Source organism: Rhizobium sp. BK377 (assembly GCF_014193935.1).
Lineage (GTDB): Bacteria > Pseudomonadota > Alphaproteobacteria > Rhizobiales > Rhizobiaceae > Rhizobium.
On the sequence record NZ_JACIAC010000005.1, the window covers coordinates 423,059 to 439,135 of the forward strand.

Consider the following 16,077-nt stretch of genomic DNA (forward strand, 5'->3'; position numbering starts at 1 on the left):
CTTTCCATGAGGAGGATATTCATGAAGCTGATGCGCGTTGGAGAAGCGGGCCGCGAAAAGCCGGCCCTGCTCGATGTCGATGGCAAGATCCGCGATCTTTCCGCCCATGTCGCCGATATCGGCGGCGAGACGATCACGCCGGCAGGTCTTGCAAAGATCGCCGCCCTTGATCCGAAGAGCCTGCCGGAACTGGCGCCCAGCCGTATCGGCGCTTGCGTTGCCGGCACCGGCAAATTCATCTGCATCGGCCTGAATTACTCCGACCATGCGGCTGAAACCGGCGCGACCGTGCCGCCCGAGCCCGTTATCTTCATGAAGGCAACGTCGGCGATCGTCGGCCCGAACGACAATGTCCAGATCCCGCGCGGTTCCGAAAAGACCGACTGGGAAGTCGAGCTCGGTGTTGTCATCGGCAAAACCGCGAAATATGTGAGCGAAGCCGAGGCCCTGGATTATGTCGCCGGCTACTGCGTCTCCAACGACGTCTCCGAGCGCGCCTTCCAGACCGAGCGTTCCGGCCAGTGGACCAAGGGCAAGTCCTGCGACACCTTCGGGCCGATCGGCCCCTGGCTCGTCACCAAGGATGAGGTCGAGAACCCGCAGAACCTCGGCATGTGGCTCAAGGTCAACGGGCAGATGATGCAGGACGGCTCCACCAAGACCATGGTCTATGGCGTCGCTTTCGTCGTGTCCTATCTCAGCCAATTCATGTCCCTGCAGCCCGGTGACGTCATTTCTACCGGCACGCCTCCGGGGGTTGGCATGGGCATGAAGCCGCCGCGCTTCCTGAAGGACGGCGATGTCGTCGAACTCGGTATCGAAGGTCTCGGCACTCAGAAGCAGCTCTTCGTAGCGGATCGTTAACTATTTTTCCGGCTGAAAAGCTTAAACTTTGTGCATCAAGGTAATGCCGGGGATCAATTTTCCGGCATTTTTCTTTCGGACTGTAATGTTATGTTGCTGTGCAACAAAAACCTGTTAGCCTACGTTGATGTGCCAGCGTTAACGGAAAGAGTCCGGTGCCCTTCAATTGGCGCCGTCTTTGCCGGATAGAGAAAGGTGGCGCCCTTCATGTTCTACCAGCTTTACGAATTGAACCATGCAGCGTTGGCTCCCTTCCGCGCTGCAGCCGATATGATGCGTTTTGCCTATGCCAATCCGCTGAACCCCTTCTCGCAGACTCCGATCGGCCGCACCATTTCGGCCAGCCTCGAAATGTTCGAGCGCACGACGCGCCGTTATGGCAAGCCGGAATTCGGGCTCAATGAGACCGTCATCGACGGGAAGAAGGTTACGGTTCGCGAGGAAGTGGTCTGGACGCGCTCCTTCTGCAGTCTCCTGCATTTCTCCCGCGATGTGCCGGCTGGCCATAATGGCGATCCGCGCATCCTCATCGTCGCACCCATGTCCGGCCACTATGCGACGCTGCTGCGCGGCACTGTCGAAGCACTTTTGCCGAACGCCGACATCTATATCACCGACTGGGTCGATGCGCGCATGGTGCCGATGACGGAGGGTACCTTCGACCTTTCCGATTACATCGACTACGTCATCGAGATGCTGCATTTCCTTGGCCATGACACGCATGTCATCGCGGTCTGTCAGCCCTCGGTGCCGGTGCTGGCAGCTGCTGCGATCATGGAAGAGGCCAAGGATCCGCTCGCTCCGTCGTCGATGACGCTGATGGGCGGCCCGATCGATACCCGCATCAATCCGACGGCCGTCAACAAGCTTGCCAAGGAGCGCCCGCTCGAATGGTTTGCCGACAATGTCGTCATGAACGTGCCCTGGCCGCAGCCGGGCTTCATGCGCCCCGTCTATCCGGGTTTCCTGCAGCTTTCCGGCTTCATGTCGATGAACCTCGACCGTCACCTGATCGCCCACAAGGAGTTCTTCATGCATCTCGTGAAGAACGACGGCGAACCGGAAAAGCACCGCGATTTCTATGATGAATATCTCGCCGTCATGGACCTCACCGCGGAATTCTATCTGCAGACGGTCGAGCAGGTCTTCATGAAACACGCGCTGCCGAAGGGCGAATTGATGCATCGCGGCAAGCGCGTTGACCCCGCTGTGATCCGTAATGTGGCTTTGCTGACGGTCGAAGGCGAGAACGACGATATCTCCGGCGTCGGCCAGACTCAGGCCGCGCAGTCCATCTGCGTAAACATCCCTGAACATATGCGCATGCACTACTTGCAGCCGGATGTCGGCCACTATGGCGTCTTCAACGGTTCTCGCTTCCGCCGAGAGATCGCACCTCGTATCGTCTCCTTCACGCGCCAGCATTCGCGAGCGAAGAAACCGGCGGTTCAGCGCGTCATAAAAGGTGGCAAATCCGCGTGAGTTAGAAAACGCTGATTTAATGCCATCGATTCAAGGTCTTATTCGATTTAACCTGAAATCGTCTTGAAGGCCGGTTCAGCGGTAACCATCTGTTTTTTCAGCACTCGGCATCCTGTCGGGTGCTGAACGCGAGGATACCGCACGATGAACCAGTCAGCATTGCTTCGCCCGGATTGGACTCCGGCTACCGTTGCCTTGATGATCCTCGGCTTCATGGTCTTCTGGCCTCTGGGGCTGGCCATGCTTGCCTACATCATTTTCGGCGAGCGGCTGCGTGGCTTCAAGCGTGACGTTAACCAGGCAACGGATGGCTTCTTTGCAGGCTGCCGCCGTTCGCACGGTCGTCACCGCCCGCATTTCTCGACGGGTAATGTCGCCTTCGACGATTGGCGCAAGGCCGAGCTCGATCGTATCGAGGAGGAGCGCCGCAAGCTCGATGAAATGCGCGAGGAATTCGATTCCTACCTGCGCGAGCTCCGCCGCGCCAAGGATCAGGAAGAATTCGATCGCTTCATGCGCGAGCGCAAGAACGGCCGACGCGACGACAATGGTCCGGTCGCCGAATACCAGACGCCGTAAAGTGTGATCACAGAAAATCTACGGCCGGCATCGCTTGCGATGCCGGTTTTTCTTTGTTCGGATTTCTGCCGAATCGTATAGAAAACTCCTATGTTCCCGCTCCCGAAGATCCGTCGTATGACGAAAAAACCGGCGCCGCCCGAAAAGCGGACGCTGGATGTCGCCGGCCGTCTGATGCCCCTGACGATCAAGCAGCATGACCGGGCAACCCGAATCACACTGCGTATCGAGCCGGGCGGCCGGGCATTGAAGATGACGGTGCCGAAGGGACTTGCCGCCCGCGAAGTCAACGCCTTCCTTGATCGCCATCAGGGCTGGCTGCTGACCAAGCTTGCGAAATTCTCTACAGATACCGGCCTGCGCGACGGTGGTGAAATTCTCATTCGCGGTGTCAGACATCATATCGAGCACACAGGCAGCCTGCGTGGGCTGACTGAGGCCGTCGTGACGGACGGCAAACCGGTACTCCGCGTCAGCGGCATGCCGGAACATATTGGCCGGCGCATCGCGACCTTCCTCAAGAAAGAGGCGCGCAGTGATCTTGAGAGATTGTCGCGGCTGCATGCCGGCTCCATCAAGGCGCCGATCCGCTCGATTTCGATGAAAGATACCCGCAGCCGCTGGGGTTCCTGCTCCTCGGAAGGAAATCTGAGCTTCTCCTGGCGCATCGTCATGGCGCCGCCTTCGGTGATCGATTATCTTGCCGCCCATGAGGTCGCGCATCTAAAGGAAATGAACCACGGTCCGCACTTCTGGGCGCTCTGCAAGAAGCTTTGCCCGCACATGGAAGAGGCTAAATCCTGGCTGAAACGCCACGGCAGCCAATTGCACGCGATAGAGTTCGATTAGCGTCAGCTTTAAATGCGGCGAGCATTTGCAAATTGGCTCGACTCTTTTCCCTTTTCGTGTCACTTCGCTGCCATGAGACCGGATATCAAGATCTGCGGTTTGAAGACGCCTGAGACTGTCGAGCGCGCATTGAAGCGCGGAGCGACGCATATCGGCTTCAATTTTTTCCAGAAAAGCCCGCGTTATGTCGAGCCGGATATTGCCGGCAAGCTTGCGGAACCGGCTCGCGGCAAGGCGAAGATCGTCGCCGTCGTGGTCGATCCGAGCAATGACGATCTCGATGAAATCGTTGCAGTTTTGCGACCGGACATGTTGCAGCTTCACGGCAGCGAGAGCCCCGAGCGCGTGCTGACCATCAAGGCGATGTACGGGATCCCCGTCATCAAGGCACTGTCGGTCCGCACCGCCGATGACCTGAAGAGGGTCGAAGCCTATATCGGCATCGCTGACCGTTTTCTCTTTGATGCCAAGCCGCCAAAAGGGTCTGAACTGCCCGGCGGCAATGGCGTTTCCTTCGATTGGGGCCTGCTCACCTGGCTTGACGGCAATGTCGACTACATGCTGTCAGGCGGACTTAATAAGGCCAATGTCGGCCAGGCTCTTGAAATGACGAAGGCGCCGGGTGTCGATACCGCCTCCGGTGTCGAGAGTGCACCGGGCGTGAAGAGCCTGGACATGATCGATGAGTTTTTCGATGCGGTTGAACAGGCATGTATGCCTGAAACGACCACAGGGAGTGTAAATTGAACGAGACGCCTAAACCGAATTCCTTCCGCGCCGGTCCGGACGAAGACGGCCGCTTCGGCATTTATGGGGGCCGTTTCGTGGCCGAAACCCTGATGCCTCTGATCCTCGATCTGCAGGAAGAGTGGAACAAGGCAAAGGACGATCCGGAATTTCAGGCGGAATTGAAGCAGCTCGGCACCCATTATATCGGCCGCCCGAGCCCGCTCTATTACGCCGAGCGCCTGACGGAGCATCTCGGCGGCGCCAAGATCTATTTCAAGCGCGAAGAGCTCAATCATACCGGCTCGCACAAGATCAACAACTGCATCGGCCAGATCCTGTTGGCCAAGCGCATGGGCAAGACCCGCATCATCGCCGAAACCGGTGCTGGCCAGCACGGTGTGGCTTCTGCCACCGTCGCCGCCCGTTTCGGATTGCCCTGCGTCGTCTACATGGGCGCCACCGACGTCGAGCGTCAGGCGCCGAACGTCTTCCGCATGAAGCTGCTGGGTGCCGAGGTAAAGCCTGTCACGGCCGGCAGCGGCACGCTGAAGGACGCTATGAACGAAGCGCTGCGTGACTGGGTCACCAATGTCGACAGCACCTATTACCTGATCGGCACGGCTGCCGGTCCGCACCCCTATCCGGAAATGGTGCGCGATTTCCAGGCCGTTATCGGCACGGAAGCCAAGCAGCAGATCCTGGAAGCGGAAGGCCGTCTGCCGGATCTCGTCATCGCTGCCGTTGGCGGCGGTTCGAATGCGATCGGCATCTTCCATCCCTTTCTCGACGACAAGGAAGTCAAGATCGTCGGCGTTGAAGCTGGCGGCAAGGGCCTGCAGGGCGATGAGCACTGCGCTTCGATCACAGCCGGCTCGCCGGGCGTACTGCACGGCAACCGTACCTATCTGCTGCAGGACAATGACGGGCAGATCAAGGAAGGTCATTCGATCTCGGCTGGCCTCGACTACCCCGGCATTGGCCCGGAACATTCATGGCTGAATGATATCGGCCGTGCCGAATATGTGCCGATCATGGACCATGAGGCGCTTGAAGCCTTTCAGACGCTGACGCGCCTTGAGGGCATCATTCCGGCGCTCGAGCCTTCGCACGCGCTTGCCGAAGTCATCAAGCGCGCGCCCAAGATGGGCAAGGACGAGATCATCCTCATGAACCTCTCCGGCCGCGGCGACAAGGATATCTTCACCGTCGGCAAGATCCTGGGAATGGGTGAGTAAAGAAATATGACCGCACGTATGGACAAACGCTTCGCCGATCTGAAGGCGGAAGGCCGCCCGGCGCTCGTAACCTATTTCATGGGAGGCGACCCTGATTACGAGACCTCGCTCGGCATCATGAAGGCGCTGCCGGAAGCAGGTTCGGACGTTATTGAGCTCGGCATGCCCTTTTCCGATCCGATGGCCGATGGTCCCGCGATCCAGCTCGCCGGCCAGCGTGCCCTCAAGGGCGGCCAGACGCTGAAGAAGACGCTGCAGCTCGCTGCCGACTTCCGCAAGACCAATGATACGACGCCGATCGTCATGATGGGCTACTACAACCCGATCTATATTTACGGCGTCGAAAAGTTTCTCGATGATGCGCTGGCATCCGGAATCGATGGCCTCATCATTGTCGACCTGCCGCCGGAAATGGATGACGAGCTCTGCATCCCGGCTCTGAAGAAGGGTATCAATTTCATCCGTTTGGCCACACCGACGACAGATGAAAAGCGCCTGCCGACCGTTTTGAGGAATACGTCGGGCTTCGTCTATTATGTCTCGATGAACGGCATCACCGGTTCGGCCTTGCCGGATCCGTCGCTGATTTCGGGCGCAGTCAAGCGCATCAAGGACCATACCGATCTGCCCGTTTGCGTCGGTTTCGGCGTCAAAACGGCTGAACACGCAAAGATCATCGGTGCTTCGGCCGACGGCGTCGTCGTTGGCACCGCAATCGTCAATCAGGTGGCCAACAGCCTGACGGCAGAGGGGAAGGCGACAGCGGATACGGTTCAGGCCGTTGCGACGCTGGTTCGGGGCCTTTCCACAGGAACGCGTTCGGCGCGCCTTGTTGCTGCCGAATAGTTTCCCCACATTGGCACTAGTCAATCAGGAGTATTCGAGTTGAACTGGATCACTAACTACGTTCGCCCGCGGATCAATTCCATGCTGGGTCGTCGCGAAGTGCCGGAGAACCTCTGGATCAAGTGCCCGGAAACGGGTGAGATGGTCTTCCACAAGGACCTGGAAAGCAACAAGTGGGTCATCCCAGCTTCCGGCTACCACATGAAGATGCCGGCAAAGGCGCGCCTTGCCGACCTGTTCGACAACGGCGAATATGAAGCTTTGCCACAGCCCAAGGTCGCCCAGGATCCGCTGAAGTTCCGCGATTCCAAGAAATATAGCGATCGTCTGCGTGACAGCCGTCTCAAGACCGAGCAGGAAGACACGATCCTTGCCGGTCTCGGCAGCGTGCAAGGCCTGAAGCTCGTTGCCGTCGTCCATGAATTCAACTTCATCGGCGGTTCGCTCGGCATGGCTGCTGGCGAGGCTATCGTCAAAGCGTTCGAACGCGCGATTGCGGAAAAGTGCCCGCTTGTTATGTTCCCGGCTTCCGGCGGTGCTCGTATGCAGGAGGGCATCATGTCGCTGATGCAACTGCCACGCACGACGGTTGCGGTTGACATGCTCAAGGAAGCAGGCCAGCCCTATATCGTGGTTCTGACCAATCCGACGACGGGCGGCGTAACGGCGTCCTACGCTATGCTTGGTGACATTCATCTGGCCGAGCCGGGCGCCGAAATCGGCTTTGCCGGCAAGCGCGTCATCGAACAGACTTTGCGTGAAAAACTTCCCGAGGGCTTTCAGACGTCGGAATATCTTCTGGAACACGGCGTGGTCGACATGGTGGTCAAGCGTCACGATATCCCGGAGACTCTGGCGCGCCTGTTGAAGATCCTGACCAAGAAGCCGGCTACTGCAGCAAATGATGCCAATGGGATGATTGCTCTGGCGGCGAGCGCCTGAGCAGCAGACCTCACAGAATAGGGCGGGCCGATGGCAGACAGAGGCCAGATCGTGGTGAGTGAGGCGGCACAGGAGATCGAAAAGCTCATGGGATTGCATCCCAAAGGCTATGATCTGTCATTGGACCGCATCAAGCGTCTTCTGGAAGCACTCGGCAATCCCGAGCGCAACCTTCCTCCCGTCATCCATGTCGCCGGCACCAACGGTAAGGGCTCAACATCGGCTTTCTGCCGCGCACTCCTGGAAGCGGGCGGATATAGCGTTCACGTCCATACATCTCCGCATCTCGTAAACTGGCATGAACGCTACCGTCTAGGTGTTCCAGGCGGGCGTGGACAGCTGGTTCATGATGCCGTTTTCGCAGAAGCTTTGCGACGCGTGACCAAGGCCAATGATGGTGAGAAGATCACCGTCTTTGAAATCCTGACGGCCGTCACTTTCATTCTTTTTTCCGAACATCCGGCCGATGCGGCAATCATCGAGGTCGGTCTCGGCGGCCGTTTCGACGCGACGAACGTCATCGAGGATCCCGCCGTTTCGGTCATCATGCCGATTTCACTCGATCATCAGCCTTATCTCGGCGATCGGGTGGAACTGATCGCTGCGGAAAAGGCCGGCATCATCAAGCGCGGCAATTCGGTCGTCATCGGCCATCAGGACTATGACGCAGCCCTCGATGTGCTGATGTCGACCGCCGAGCGGCTGCGCTGCCCAAGTGCCGTTTTCGGCCAGGATTTCATCGCGCATGAGGAATATGGCCGGCTGATCTATCAGGATGAATTCGGCTTGGCGGATCTGCCTTTGCCGCGCCTCCCCGGGCGCCATCAATATGCCAATGCCGCTGCCGCCATCCGCGCCGTCAAGGCTGCGGGCTTCACCGTCACCGAACCGATGATGGAAAAGGCGATGGAAACGGTGGAGTGGCCGGGCCGCCTGCAGAAGCTGACGAAAGGCAGGCTTTTGAGCCATGCGCCGGCACGGTCGGAAATTTGGGTCGATGGCGGCCACAATCCGGGTGCCGGTGAAGTGATTGCCGAAACCATGGCGAATTTCGAAGAGCGCCAGTCTCGTCCGCTGTTCCTGATATCGGGCATGATCAACACCAAGGACCCCGTCGGCTATTTTAAGGCCTTCGCGGGCCTCGCAGAGAAAATCTATTGCGTGCCGATCCACGGCAGCGAGGCGATGATCGATCCGGTGATTCTGGCCCATGCCGCCTATGATGCCGGTCTCGTGGCCGAACCGATGTCCTCAGTCGTCGACGCCCTGCAAGCCATCGCTTCGACAGCCGATCCTGAGGCGCCGCCACCGCGTATTTTGATCGGCGGCTCACTTTATCTCGTCGGCGAAGTGCTGGCGGAAAACGGCACTCCCCCCAAATGAAAAAAGCCCGGCATTGGCCAGGCTTTTTGCATCGAATTCGATATCGTTAGGCTGCGCTGGAAATCCAGTTTGAAAGCGCCGTCTTCGGCTTTGCGCCGACAGAGATATCGGCAACTTCGCCGCCCTTGAAGATTGCAAGCGTCGGGATCGAGCGAACGCCGAACTGGGCAGCCAGTTCCGGGTTTTCATCGATATTGAGCTTCGCAACCTTGACCTTGCCGGCCAATTCCGTAGCTATTTCCTCGAGGCTCGGAGCAATCATCTTGCACGGACCACACCACTCGGCCCAAAAATCGACGACGACGGGTTCTGCGGATTCCAGAACTTCCGACTGGAAGTTGTTGATATCGACCTTAACGGTGGTCATAGGCTGCTCCTTTACCGGAATTTGCTGTTGCGTAACATGTGAGGGTGCGGCGCCGGAATTTCAATGTCCGATATTTCACTTTGTGCTGAGTCCTGCAAGTGCCGAAGCCAAAGCCTGTTCGCGAAGAGTATGGATGGTCGCATTTTCTGTATAGACCAGCATGCAATCGATCCGTTTGGCAGGATAGAGCGGCCTCAGTATTTCCCGATAGATCGCAAGCTGCGCCTTGTGCGCAAACGGGATTTTGTCTTCGCTCGCCGGTGGAACACGATTTGTCTTGTAGTCGATGATAACGACGTTGTCTGGCAGGACAGCAAGACGGTCAATCCGGCCGGAAACTGCGTATTCCCGGTTTTCCAGCGTCAAGGTTCCCATGATCGAGATTTCCGCCTGGGCACGATCATCGAAGACGGCCTGAAGCCTTTCATCTTGCAAAAGCTTCACGACCGAATCGACCAAAGCCTGCCGCTCTGTAGCCGGCCAGAATTGCGCCGCGCGTTCAGCATAACGCTTCGCTGCGTCGGCTCGTTCCTCCGCCGGAATATCGGGAAGAGCCTGAAGCATCCGGTGGATAAGACGGCCCTTTTCCAGAGAACGATCGCTGCCCTCCTGATCGCCGAAGAGCGGTGAGGTCACCAGGAGATCATCGGCCTCTTCGTCAATGATCGTTCCGGCACCCGAAGGGCTGAGTGGTCGCGGCAATTGATTCTGAGGCGGCAGAGGGCGGAACAGGTCCGGGGGAACCGTTTCGACCGTTGCCTGCTCAGGCACACGGTCCATTCGCTCGAAGCTGCGCTCGACCTGCGGCACACGCCAGCGCATGCCGTCCCACTCGCCATCCGGGCCGGCGAAAGTCGCCTTTTCGACATGCGGATGCTCCGCGTCGAGGGCAGTGGAAATCATCATATGCCAAGTGTCGTTGTTCAGCCGCACGCCACGATAGCCGCAGACGATCAGCCGGTCGGCGGCACGCGTCATCGCCACGTAGAGCAGGCGCCGGTATTCCTCTTCGGCAAGAAGCTGGATGCGTGCTGCATCCGTCAACGTCAGCGAGTTGCCGAGATCGCTGACGGGAATCCACACCGGCATCGGCGGCTCGTCCGGCCCCGCATCAAGCAACCGGAGCTTTGGCAGATGAGTATGGGTAAAGGCTTTGGAGCCGCCATCGACCAGAAAGACGATTGGCGCTTCGAGACCCTTGGAGGCATGCACCGTCATGATGCGCACCTCGTTGCGGCCCTTGTCCTGTTCGCGCTTCACCTCCGGCGCTTCAAGTTCCAACGTCGAGATAAAGGACTGCAGGCCGGGGAGACCCGATGTCTCATGGTCGAGCGCAAAGGTCAGGAACTCGTCGAGAATATCGCTGACTTCGGTACCGAGCCGCGCCAGAAACTGTCGCCGGCCGCCATGACTGCCAAGGACACGGGCATAGAAATCATGGACCGAAAGGTTTCGGGACTGGGCAAGGAAGAGCTCCAGCCTTGCAACCGCCGCGCCGAGGCGCTCATTGCCGTCGTCGGCATATTTGCGAAGATGGTGCCAGACGCTTTCATGCTCGCCACGCAGCGCCGCAACCGCAAAAATATCCTCTTCCGAGAGATTGAAGAGCGGGCTTTTCAGGAGAGCGGCGAGCGAAAGATCGTCTTCCGGCAGAAGAAGAAAACGGCCGAGCGCCAGCAGATCCTGTACGGCGATATGACTGGTCAGCACCAGCCGGTCCGCGCCGGCGACCGGAATGTCGCCACGCCGTTTGAGTTCCCGCGTCAGCGCATTGACGAAGGCGTCCCGTTTGCGGACGAGAACGAGGATATCGCCGGCCTCGATGAAGCGTTCCTTGCCCTTTTCGACGATCGTTTCGCGGCCGACGAGAGTACCGATCGTGTGCGCGATGCGCCGTGCCAGGATGGCGGCCGGCGCGCTCTCGGGCGTTGCATCGAAAGGAGCGGTCCAATCCTCGTCCTTTACCACGGCATCGGGCACGACCATTTCCCAGAGGTCGACGGCACCGGGATGGCCGATACGGCTGGAGCGATGAACGACCGGTTCGGTGCCGAGGCCGCGTGCATTCTCCGGTGGGGTAAAGATGTGATCGACGGCGAGCAGCACGTCGGAGGTGGAGCGGAAGGAGAGCGGCAGGCGGACGGTGGAGAAATCGAGACCGCTGTTCTGCACCCGGCGCTGTGTTCGCTCCTTCTCTTCGGAGAACCGTTCGGGCCGTGCGCCCTGGAAGGAATAGATCGACTGCTTCTCGTCGCCGACGGCGAACAATGTCCGGGCCACGGGCCGCGAACTTTCGCCCGAGAAGAAATCTTCCGCCAGCGACTGGATGACACTCCACTGGATAGGGCTGGTATCCTGCGCCTCATCGACGAGAATATGGTCGATACCCTGATCGAGCTTATAGTGGATCCACGGGCCGACACCGCTCTTCGTAAGCAGGTCTGCGGTACGTGTGATCAGGTCTTCGAAATCGAGATGGCTGCGCTGCTTTTTCAGTTCCTCATAATCCCGGTTCAGCCGGTCCGCGAGCACGAGGGCGGCATGAGTTGCCGTATGCATTCGCATCATCTTCAGGCGGTCTCGGCACGTGACGACATGCGTCCGCGCGGAAGCGATCGCATCGGCAAGCTGTGGCGCTTCCGCGAGCATCGCCTTGACGAAGAATTGCCCGTCCGTCTTCGGCTCGCCCTTCGATGTCAGGAAAATCTTCTCCAGAATCTGCGAACGCGCGGTCACATCTCGTTCGCGTACGGCGCGGCGCAGGCCTTCGGCAACATCCTGCGCTTTAGCGCCACCCTTCATTGTGGCAAGCGACAGGTAAAGTTCCAGCGTTGCACCCGAGAGCCCAGGCAAGGGCCAATATCGTTCGGCCAGTCCCTCCTCCGTATCATCAGGTGAAAGGCTTAGCCTCTTGCGGAGCAAGCGATCGACGCCGCCATGCGGCTCGGCTGCGAGCATGAAACGGCGGATGGCATTTCGGTTCGCAACGATCTCACCGAGCAGATTTTCAAGCCCCGTTTCGTCGCCGAGATTGAGCACATAGCCGAAGGCATCGGCGAGTTCTCGATCTTTCTCTGGCGCTGTTGCTGTCAGAAGCGAGCGTCGCGCATCGGCAAGCAGCGTCGCGGCCGCCCGGTCATCGAGAACGGAGAAATGCCCCGCGACGTTTGCTTCCAGCGGGAATTGGTGCAGCAGCGCCTCGCAAAAGGCGTGGATCGTCTGAATCTTGAGCCCACCCGGTGTTTCCAGTGCCTTGGCAAACAGCCGTCTTGCTTCCGCAAGCTTCAGTGAATCCGGCTCACGACCTTCGATCTGGGTGATGCGCCTGGCTAGTTCCTCATCCGGAAAAATTACCCATTCCGCCAGCCGTTCGAAGACGCGGTTCGACATTTCGGAGGCGGCAGCCTTCGTATAGGTGAGGCAGAGAATGGCGGAAGGCCGCGCACCCGCCAGCAGAAGCCTGATCACGCGCTGGGTCAGAACATGCGTTTTGCCGGAACCGGCATTGGCCGACACCCATGCCGAACGCCCGGGATCGGATGCGATCGCCTGCTGGATCGTCGTCCAGCTGATCCATGTGCCGGGATCGTCATCTTCGGGAAGCGCTGTCGGCTCAATCATCGCCTCCTCCTTCCGGGTCAGCGGTTGCCCATTCCGCAACACGGGCGAGATGGTCGTAATCGCCGCCAAAATCGAACTGCTGCGCGGGAATCAGCCGCGAGGTGAAGCCTTTTTCACCTGACTGCAGCAGGGCCACGAATTTCACCAGTTGATCGATCGATTCCTCGGCGAGCTGCATCGCCGATTTTGCCTTGTCGCTGTTGGCTTCCTCATTGTTGATCTTGTCGACCAGAAAGCGCGTGCCTGGCCGCAGGCGGACATAAAGAAGATCATTTGGAACAAGGCTGCCCGCATCGCGAAAGGCCCCGGCCTGAAGCGCGGCTGCCTCAAGCGCAAGCTGCGGGTCCAGCAGCGCTCGGGCCTGCGTCGGAGAGGGATTGTAGCCGGTCTTGTAGTCGATGATATCGGCACTGTTCGGCCCCTTGATATCGATGCGGTCGGCGATGCCGGTGAGCCGGATATCGATTCCATCGAGTTCGATGCCGCCTCTGACTTCTGTCAGCCTCTTCTGCACATCGGGCTGCCGTCCGGCCTCCCAGTTCAGAAAAGCCCGCGCGACTTCGCGGAAGCGCGGCCGCCAGACGGCGTCGATATGCGGCGGCAACTGCTCCATATCGAAGAGTTCGTTCAGAATGATTTCCATCGCCGCTGCCGCCTCCGGCGTGCCTGCTGAATGGTCCTCGCGAACAAAGCGATCGATGATCTTGTGGTAGAGCGTACCGCGTTCCGCCGCGCCAGGATCGCGATTGAACGGGTCGACGGGATCGAGCCGCAGCACGCGCCGCGCATAAATCGCATAGGGATCGCGGCGCAGCCGACCGACTTCGCTGAAGGAATAGGATTTGGGTTGCAGTTCCCGTGGTGGCCTGGGAGAGGGTCTCTGCGCTGGCGCCTGATTGTCACCCAAGTCTATCAGGTTTGACCAGTGAACGAAGCGCGCGCCCCGCTTGCGCAATTGCTCTTCGAGATCCTCGCCGCCGAGCGCCAGCAGCCGTTGCAGCCATCGGGAGGCGACCGTCGGCGTCGAGCCCTGACGCAGCGCGCGCGAGTAGATCAGATGGCGTGTGCCATTCGCCATCTCGAAATCATGCGCCAGCTGGCCGATGCGCCGTTCCGGCGGCTCCAGCCCGATTTCCGTCTTCATCGTGCGGGAGACGAAGGGATTGTTGGTCGTCTGCCCCGGCCATGACCCTTCGTTGAGGCTGCCGAGGATCAGCGTGTCGACATTCTGCAGGCGCGCTTCCAACGTACCGAAGATGAAGAGGCGAGGGTGGCTGAGGGCGCCGGGTTTGACGGCATGACCGGCCGACAACGCCTGCATGATATCGATCCATTGTGGCCCCTCCGCTTCCATCTGGCCTTCGGTATCGATGATTTCGCCAAGCAGACTTGCCAGGGCATCACCCGCTTCACCGGACCAGAGGCTTGCCAGATTGCCATGTCCGTCGGCAGCGATACTCTCCAGAGCGCGGCCCGTCCGTTCGGCCCATTGCGAGAGCAAGAGGCCCGTCAGGCCGTCATCATCCCCAGGATGCCGTACGAGCGCCGATACCAATGGCTCCACGGCACGTTCAACTTTCCGGGCTAACCTGCGGGCCATCTCCGACGCTTCTGATGGCAGCGACTTGCGCCACACCGGCGCGTGCCTGTCGAGCGCCTGCTCCGAAAGCTGATGGTCGAGCAGCTGTTCAAGCGATCCTATATCCACTTCTGTCACGCCGCCCCGCAGCGCCAGCAACTCCAATGCCTCCACAGCTCCAGTCATAAAGCCGCGCTCCAGCCCGAAGCGGGCAAGCGGATGTTTGAGCAGCGAAACGATGGCGACGGGATCACCGGGACGAAGTGTCGCTTCAAGGAGCAATTGCAGCAGCGTGCCCTGTGGCGTTGCCGAAAGTGGCGTACCGGCTGAATCGTCGGCTAGAATGCCGAAGCGGGAAAGCTCCGCCATGACCCGGCGCGCCAGGTTGCGGTCTGGCGTAATAAGCGCAGCCCTGCTTTCCCCATCTCTTCCCGGCCGTTCCAGGGCAAGGCGCAGCGCAACGGCAATCGCCGTCGCCTCCTCGCGCTCGTTGGCGGCTTCGATCATCGATACGTCCGCGAATGCCGCGGCAAGGGTCCCTTCCGGCAGGTCCTTTTTCCAATCGCCCCAGCCACTCGTGGCTTCCGATGGAGTAAGCGCCCGCGAGAGGACTTCCGCGCGCGAGCGCAGATCGGCTTCCGCTTCCTCGATCGGCTGAACGTCCTCACGGGTCAGTTTCAGCCGCTTCAGCAGCACGGAAAGACCATACTGCGGATGTGTGCGGCTTGCCGGATTGGCCCGTTGACCCGGCAGAAGATCGGGCGCGACCAGCCGCCAATGTTCCTCCGGCATGGAGAGGTCGAGGCCGGGCAACACGATTACGCCTTCCGGAAGGTTCGCCACGGCGCCGATGAGATCGGCCGTGGCAGGAAGCGAACCCGTCGAACCGGCAATGATGATCGGACCGGAAGGTTTCGCCGTCGAAAGCCGGCCAGCCTCAGCGCGCAGAATGGCATTGCGGTGGCGGGCCGGCGATGATCGGCCAAGTTCGATCAGGCGTTCCGGCCAGAAGCCGCTGGCGATCTGCAGGAATTCCGCCGTCAATTGCCACCAGGCCGCATACTCACCCGTATCGAGCTTGCCGAGTTCGGACCAGGCAAGATCCTCGGTTTCGATCGAATCGATCAGCTCCGCCAGATTGCGGGCAAGCCAAATAGCATCTGCCGGGCTTGCCGGCGCGACGAGAGGCGATTCCGAATGGATGTGTCGGACGATCTCCGGCAGCTTGTTGCGCCAGGCAAGGATCAGCCGGGCCAGTTCCAGAAGGCGCGCGGTGTTGGAAAGCGGCTGGGCAAGATCGATCGTTCCCGGCAGCGCCTCGTCGAAATAGCCGCTGTCGTCATCCGTCTCTCCCAGTGGCCGGATAACCGGCAGGATCGCCGAACGGGCGCCAAGCAGATCGACGAATTCCGAACGCAGCACGCGTACGGCGCGCCGGGTCGGCAGGTAGATCGTTACCTTGGCGAGAGACAGTGGGTCGGCGGGATCATGTGCGAAAAGCGGTGTCAGGCGTCCGTCACAAAGCGAACTCGCCAGCGTCTTCAGAAAGGGAAGGCCGGAGGGGATCGTCAGAATGCGTGGCCGGTGCCGCTCCGTCATGT

12 protein-coding genes are annotated in these 16,077 nt (G+C 59.7%); 9 read left to right on the forward strand and 3 right to left on the reverse strand.

Annotated features, from left to right (window positions below; translation table 11 throughout):
- Positions 1 to 21 precede the first annotated feature (21 nt).
- The 9 genes from FHT92_RS21610 to FHT92_RS21650 all read left to right on the forward strand — a co-directional run bounded on the left by FHT92_RS21610 (position 22) and on the right by FHT92_RS21650 (position 8,909).
- Positions 22 to 864, forward strand: a complete 843-nt coding sequence (locus tag FHT92_RS21610; RefSeq protein ID WP_183829139.1) for a fumarylacetoacetate hydrolase family protein — start codon at positions 22 to 24, stop codon at positions 862 to 864.
- 207 nt (positions 865 to 1,071) lie between these two features.
- On the forward strand, positions 1,072 to 2,346 hold the full coding sequence (locus FHT92_RS21615) for a polyhydroxyalkanoate depolymerase (protein ID WP_183749863.1): 1,275 nt from the start codon (positions 1,072 to 1,074) through the stop codon (positions 2,344 to 2,346).
- Positions 2,347 to 2,490: 144 nt separating this feature from the next.
- Complete coding sequence (locus tag FHT92_RS21620; protein ID WP_183734600.1) at positions 2,491 to 2,925, forward strand: DUF2852 domain-containing protein; 435 nt, start codon at positions 2,491 to 2,493, stop codon at positions 2,923 to 2,925.
- 90 nt (positions 2,926 to 3,015) lie between these two features.
- The gene (locus FHT92_RS21625; RefSeq protein ID WP_183829142.1) at positions 3,016 to 3,774 is read left to right on the forward strand and encodes a M48 family metallopeptidase; all 759 of its coding nucleotides are present in this window, start codon (positions 3,016 to 3,018) and stop codon (positions 3,772 to 3,774) included.
- A 72-nt stretch (positions 3,775 to 3,846) separates the two neighbouring features.
- Positions 3,847 to 4,521, forward strand: coding sequence for a phosphoribosylanthranilate isomerase (locus tag FHT92_RS21630; protein ID WP_183829145.1), 675 nt, complete (start codon positions 3,847 to 3,849; stop codon positions 4,519 to 4,521).
- Positions 4,518 to 5,738: a tryptophan synthase subunit beta gene (gene trpB, locus FHT92_RS21635; protein ID WP_183749701.1), complete on the forward strand. Its 1,221-nt coding sequence runs from the start codon at positions 4,518 to 4,520 to the stop codon at positions 5,736 to 5,738. The genes FHT92_RS21630 and trpB overlap by 4 nt, the downstream gene beginning before the upstream one ends.
- A 6-nt stretch (positions 5,739 to 5,744) precedes the next feature.
- Positions 5,745 to 6,584: a tryptophan synthase subunit alpha gene (gene trpA, locus FHT92_RS21640; RefSeq protein WP_183749700.1), complete on the forward strand. Its 840-nt coding sequence runs from the start codon at positions 5,745 to 5,747 to the stop codon at positions 6,582 to 6,584.
- 39 nt (positions 6,585 to 6,623) lie between these two features.
- Positions 6,624 to 7,526, forward strand: coding sequence for an acetyl-CoA carboxylase, carboxyltransferase subunit beta (gene accD, locus FHT92_RS21645; RefSeq protein WP_183749699.1), 903 nt, complete (start codon positions 6,624 to 6,626; stop codon positions 7,524 to 7,526).
- Positions 7,527 to 7,556: 30 nt separating this feature from the next.
- On the forward strand, positions 7,557 to 8,909 hold the full coding sequence (locus tag FHT92_RS21650; protein ID WP_183829148.1) for a bifunctional folylpolyglutamate synthase/dihydrofolate synthase: 1,353 nt from the start codon (positions 7,557 to 7,559) through the stop codon (positions 8,907 to 8,909).
- Positions 8,910 to 8,955: 46 nt separating this feature from the next.
- On the opposite strand, the gene trxA is transcribed toward FHT92_RS21650, so the two are convergent.
- The 3 genes from trxA to addB form a co-directional block, all read right to left on the reverse strand.
- Positions 8,956 to 9,276, reverse strand: coding sequence for a thioredoxin (trxA, locus tag FHT92_RS21655; protein ID WP_183749697.1), 321 nt, complete (start codon positions 9,274 to 9,276; stop codon positions 8,956 to 8,958).
- Between the two features lie 75 nt (positions 9,277 to 9,351).
- On the reverse strand, positions 9,352 to 12,897 hold the full coding sequence (gene addA, locus FHT92_RS21660; RefSeq protein ID WP_183829151.1) for a double-strand break repair helicase AddA: 3,546 nt from the start codon (positions 12,895 to 12,897) through the stop codon (positions 9,352 to 9,354).
- Complete coding sequence (gene addB / locus FHT92_RS21665; RefSeq protein WP_183829154.1) at positions 12,890 to 16,075, reverse strand: double-strand break repair protein AddB; 3,186 nt, start codon at positions 16,073 to 16,075, stop codon at positions 12,890 to 12,892. The genes addA and addB overlap by 8 nt, the downstream gene beginning before the upstream one ends.
- Positions 16,076 to 16,077: the final 2 nt, after the last annotated feature.

Coding starts and splice junctions, on each gene's coding strand:
- FHT92_RS21610 (WP_183829139.1), top strand. CDS start 22: ATGAAGCTGATGCGCGTTGGAGAAGCGGGCCGCGAAAAGCCGGCCCTG.
- FHT92_RS21615 (WP_183749863.1), top strand. CDS start 1,072: ATGTTCTACCAGCTTTACGAATTGAACCATGCAGCGTTGGCTCCCTTC.
- FHT92_RS21620 (WP_183734600.1), top strand. CDS start 2,491: ATGAACCAGTCAGCATTGCTTCGCCCGGATTGGACTCCGGCTACCGTT.
- FHT92_RS21625 (WP_183829142.1), top strand. CDS start 3,016: ATGTTCCCGCTCCCGAAGATCCGTCGTATGACGAAAAAACCGGCGCCG.
- FHT92_RS21630 (WP_183829145.1), top strand. CDS start 3,847: ATGAGACCGGATATCAAGATCTGCGGTTTGAAGACGCCTGAGACTGTC.
- trpA (WP_183749700.1), top strand. CDS start 5,745: ATGACCGCACGTATGGACAAACGCTTCGCCGATCTGAAGGCGGAAGGC.
- FHT92_RS21650 (WP_183829148.1), top strand. CDS start 7,557: ATGGCAGACAGAGGCCAGATCGTGGTGAGTGAGGCGGCACAGGAGATC.
- trxA (WP_183749697.1), bottom strand. CDS start 9,276: ATGACCACCGTTAAGGTCGATATCAACAACTTCCAGTCGGAAGTTCTG.
- addA (WP_183829151.1), bottom strand. CDS start 12,897: ATGATTGAGCCGACAGCGCTTCCCGAAGATGACGATCCCGGCACATGG.
- addB (WP_183829154.1), bottom strand. CDS start 16,075: ATGACGGAGCGGCACCGGCCACGCATTCTGACGATCCCCTCCGGCCTT.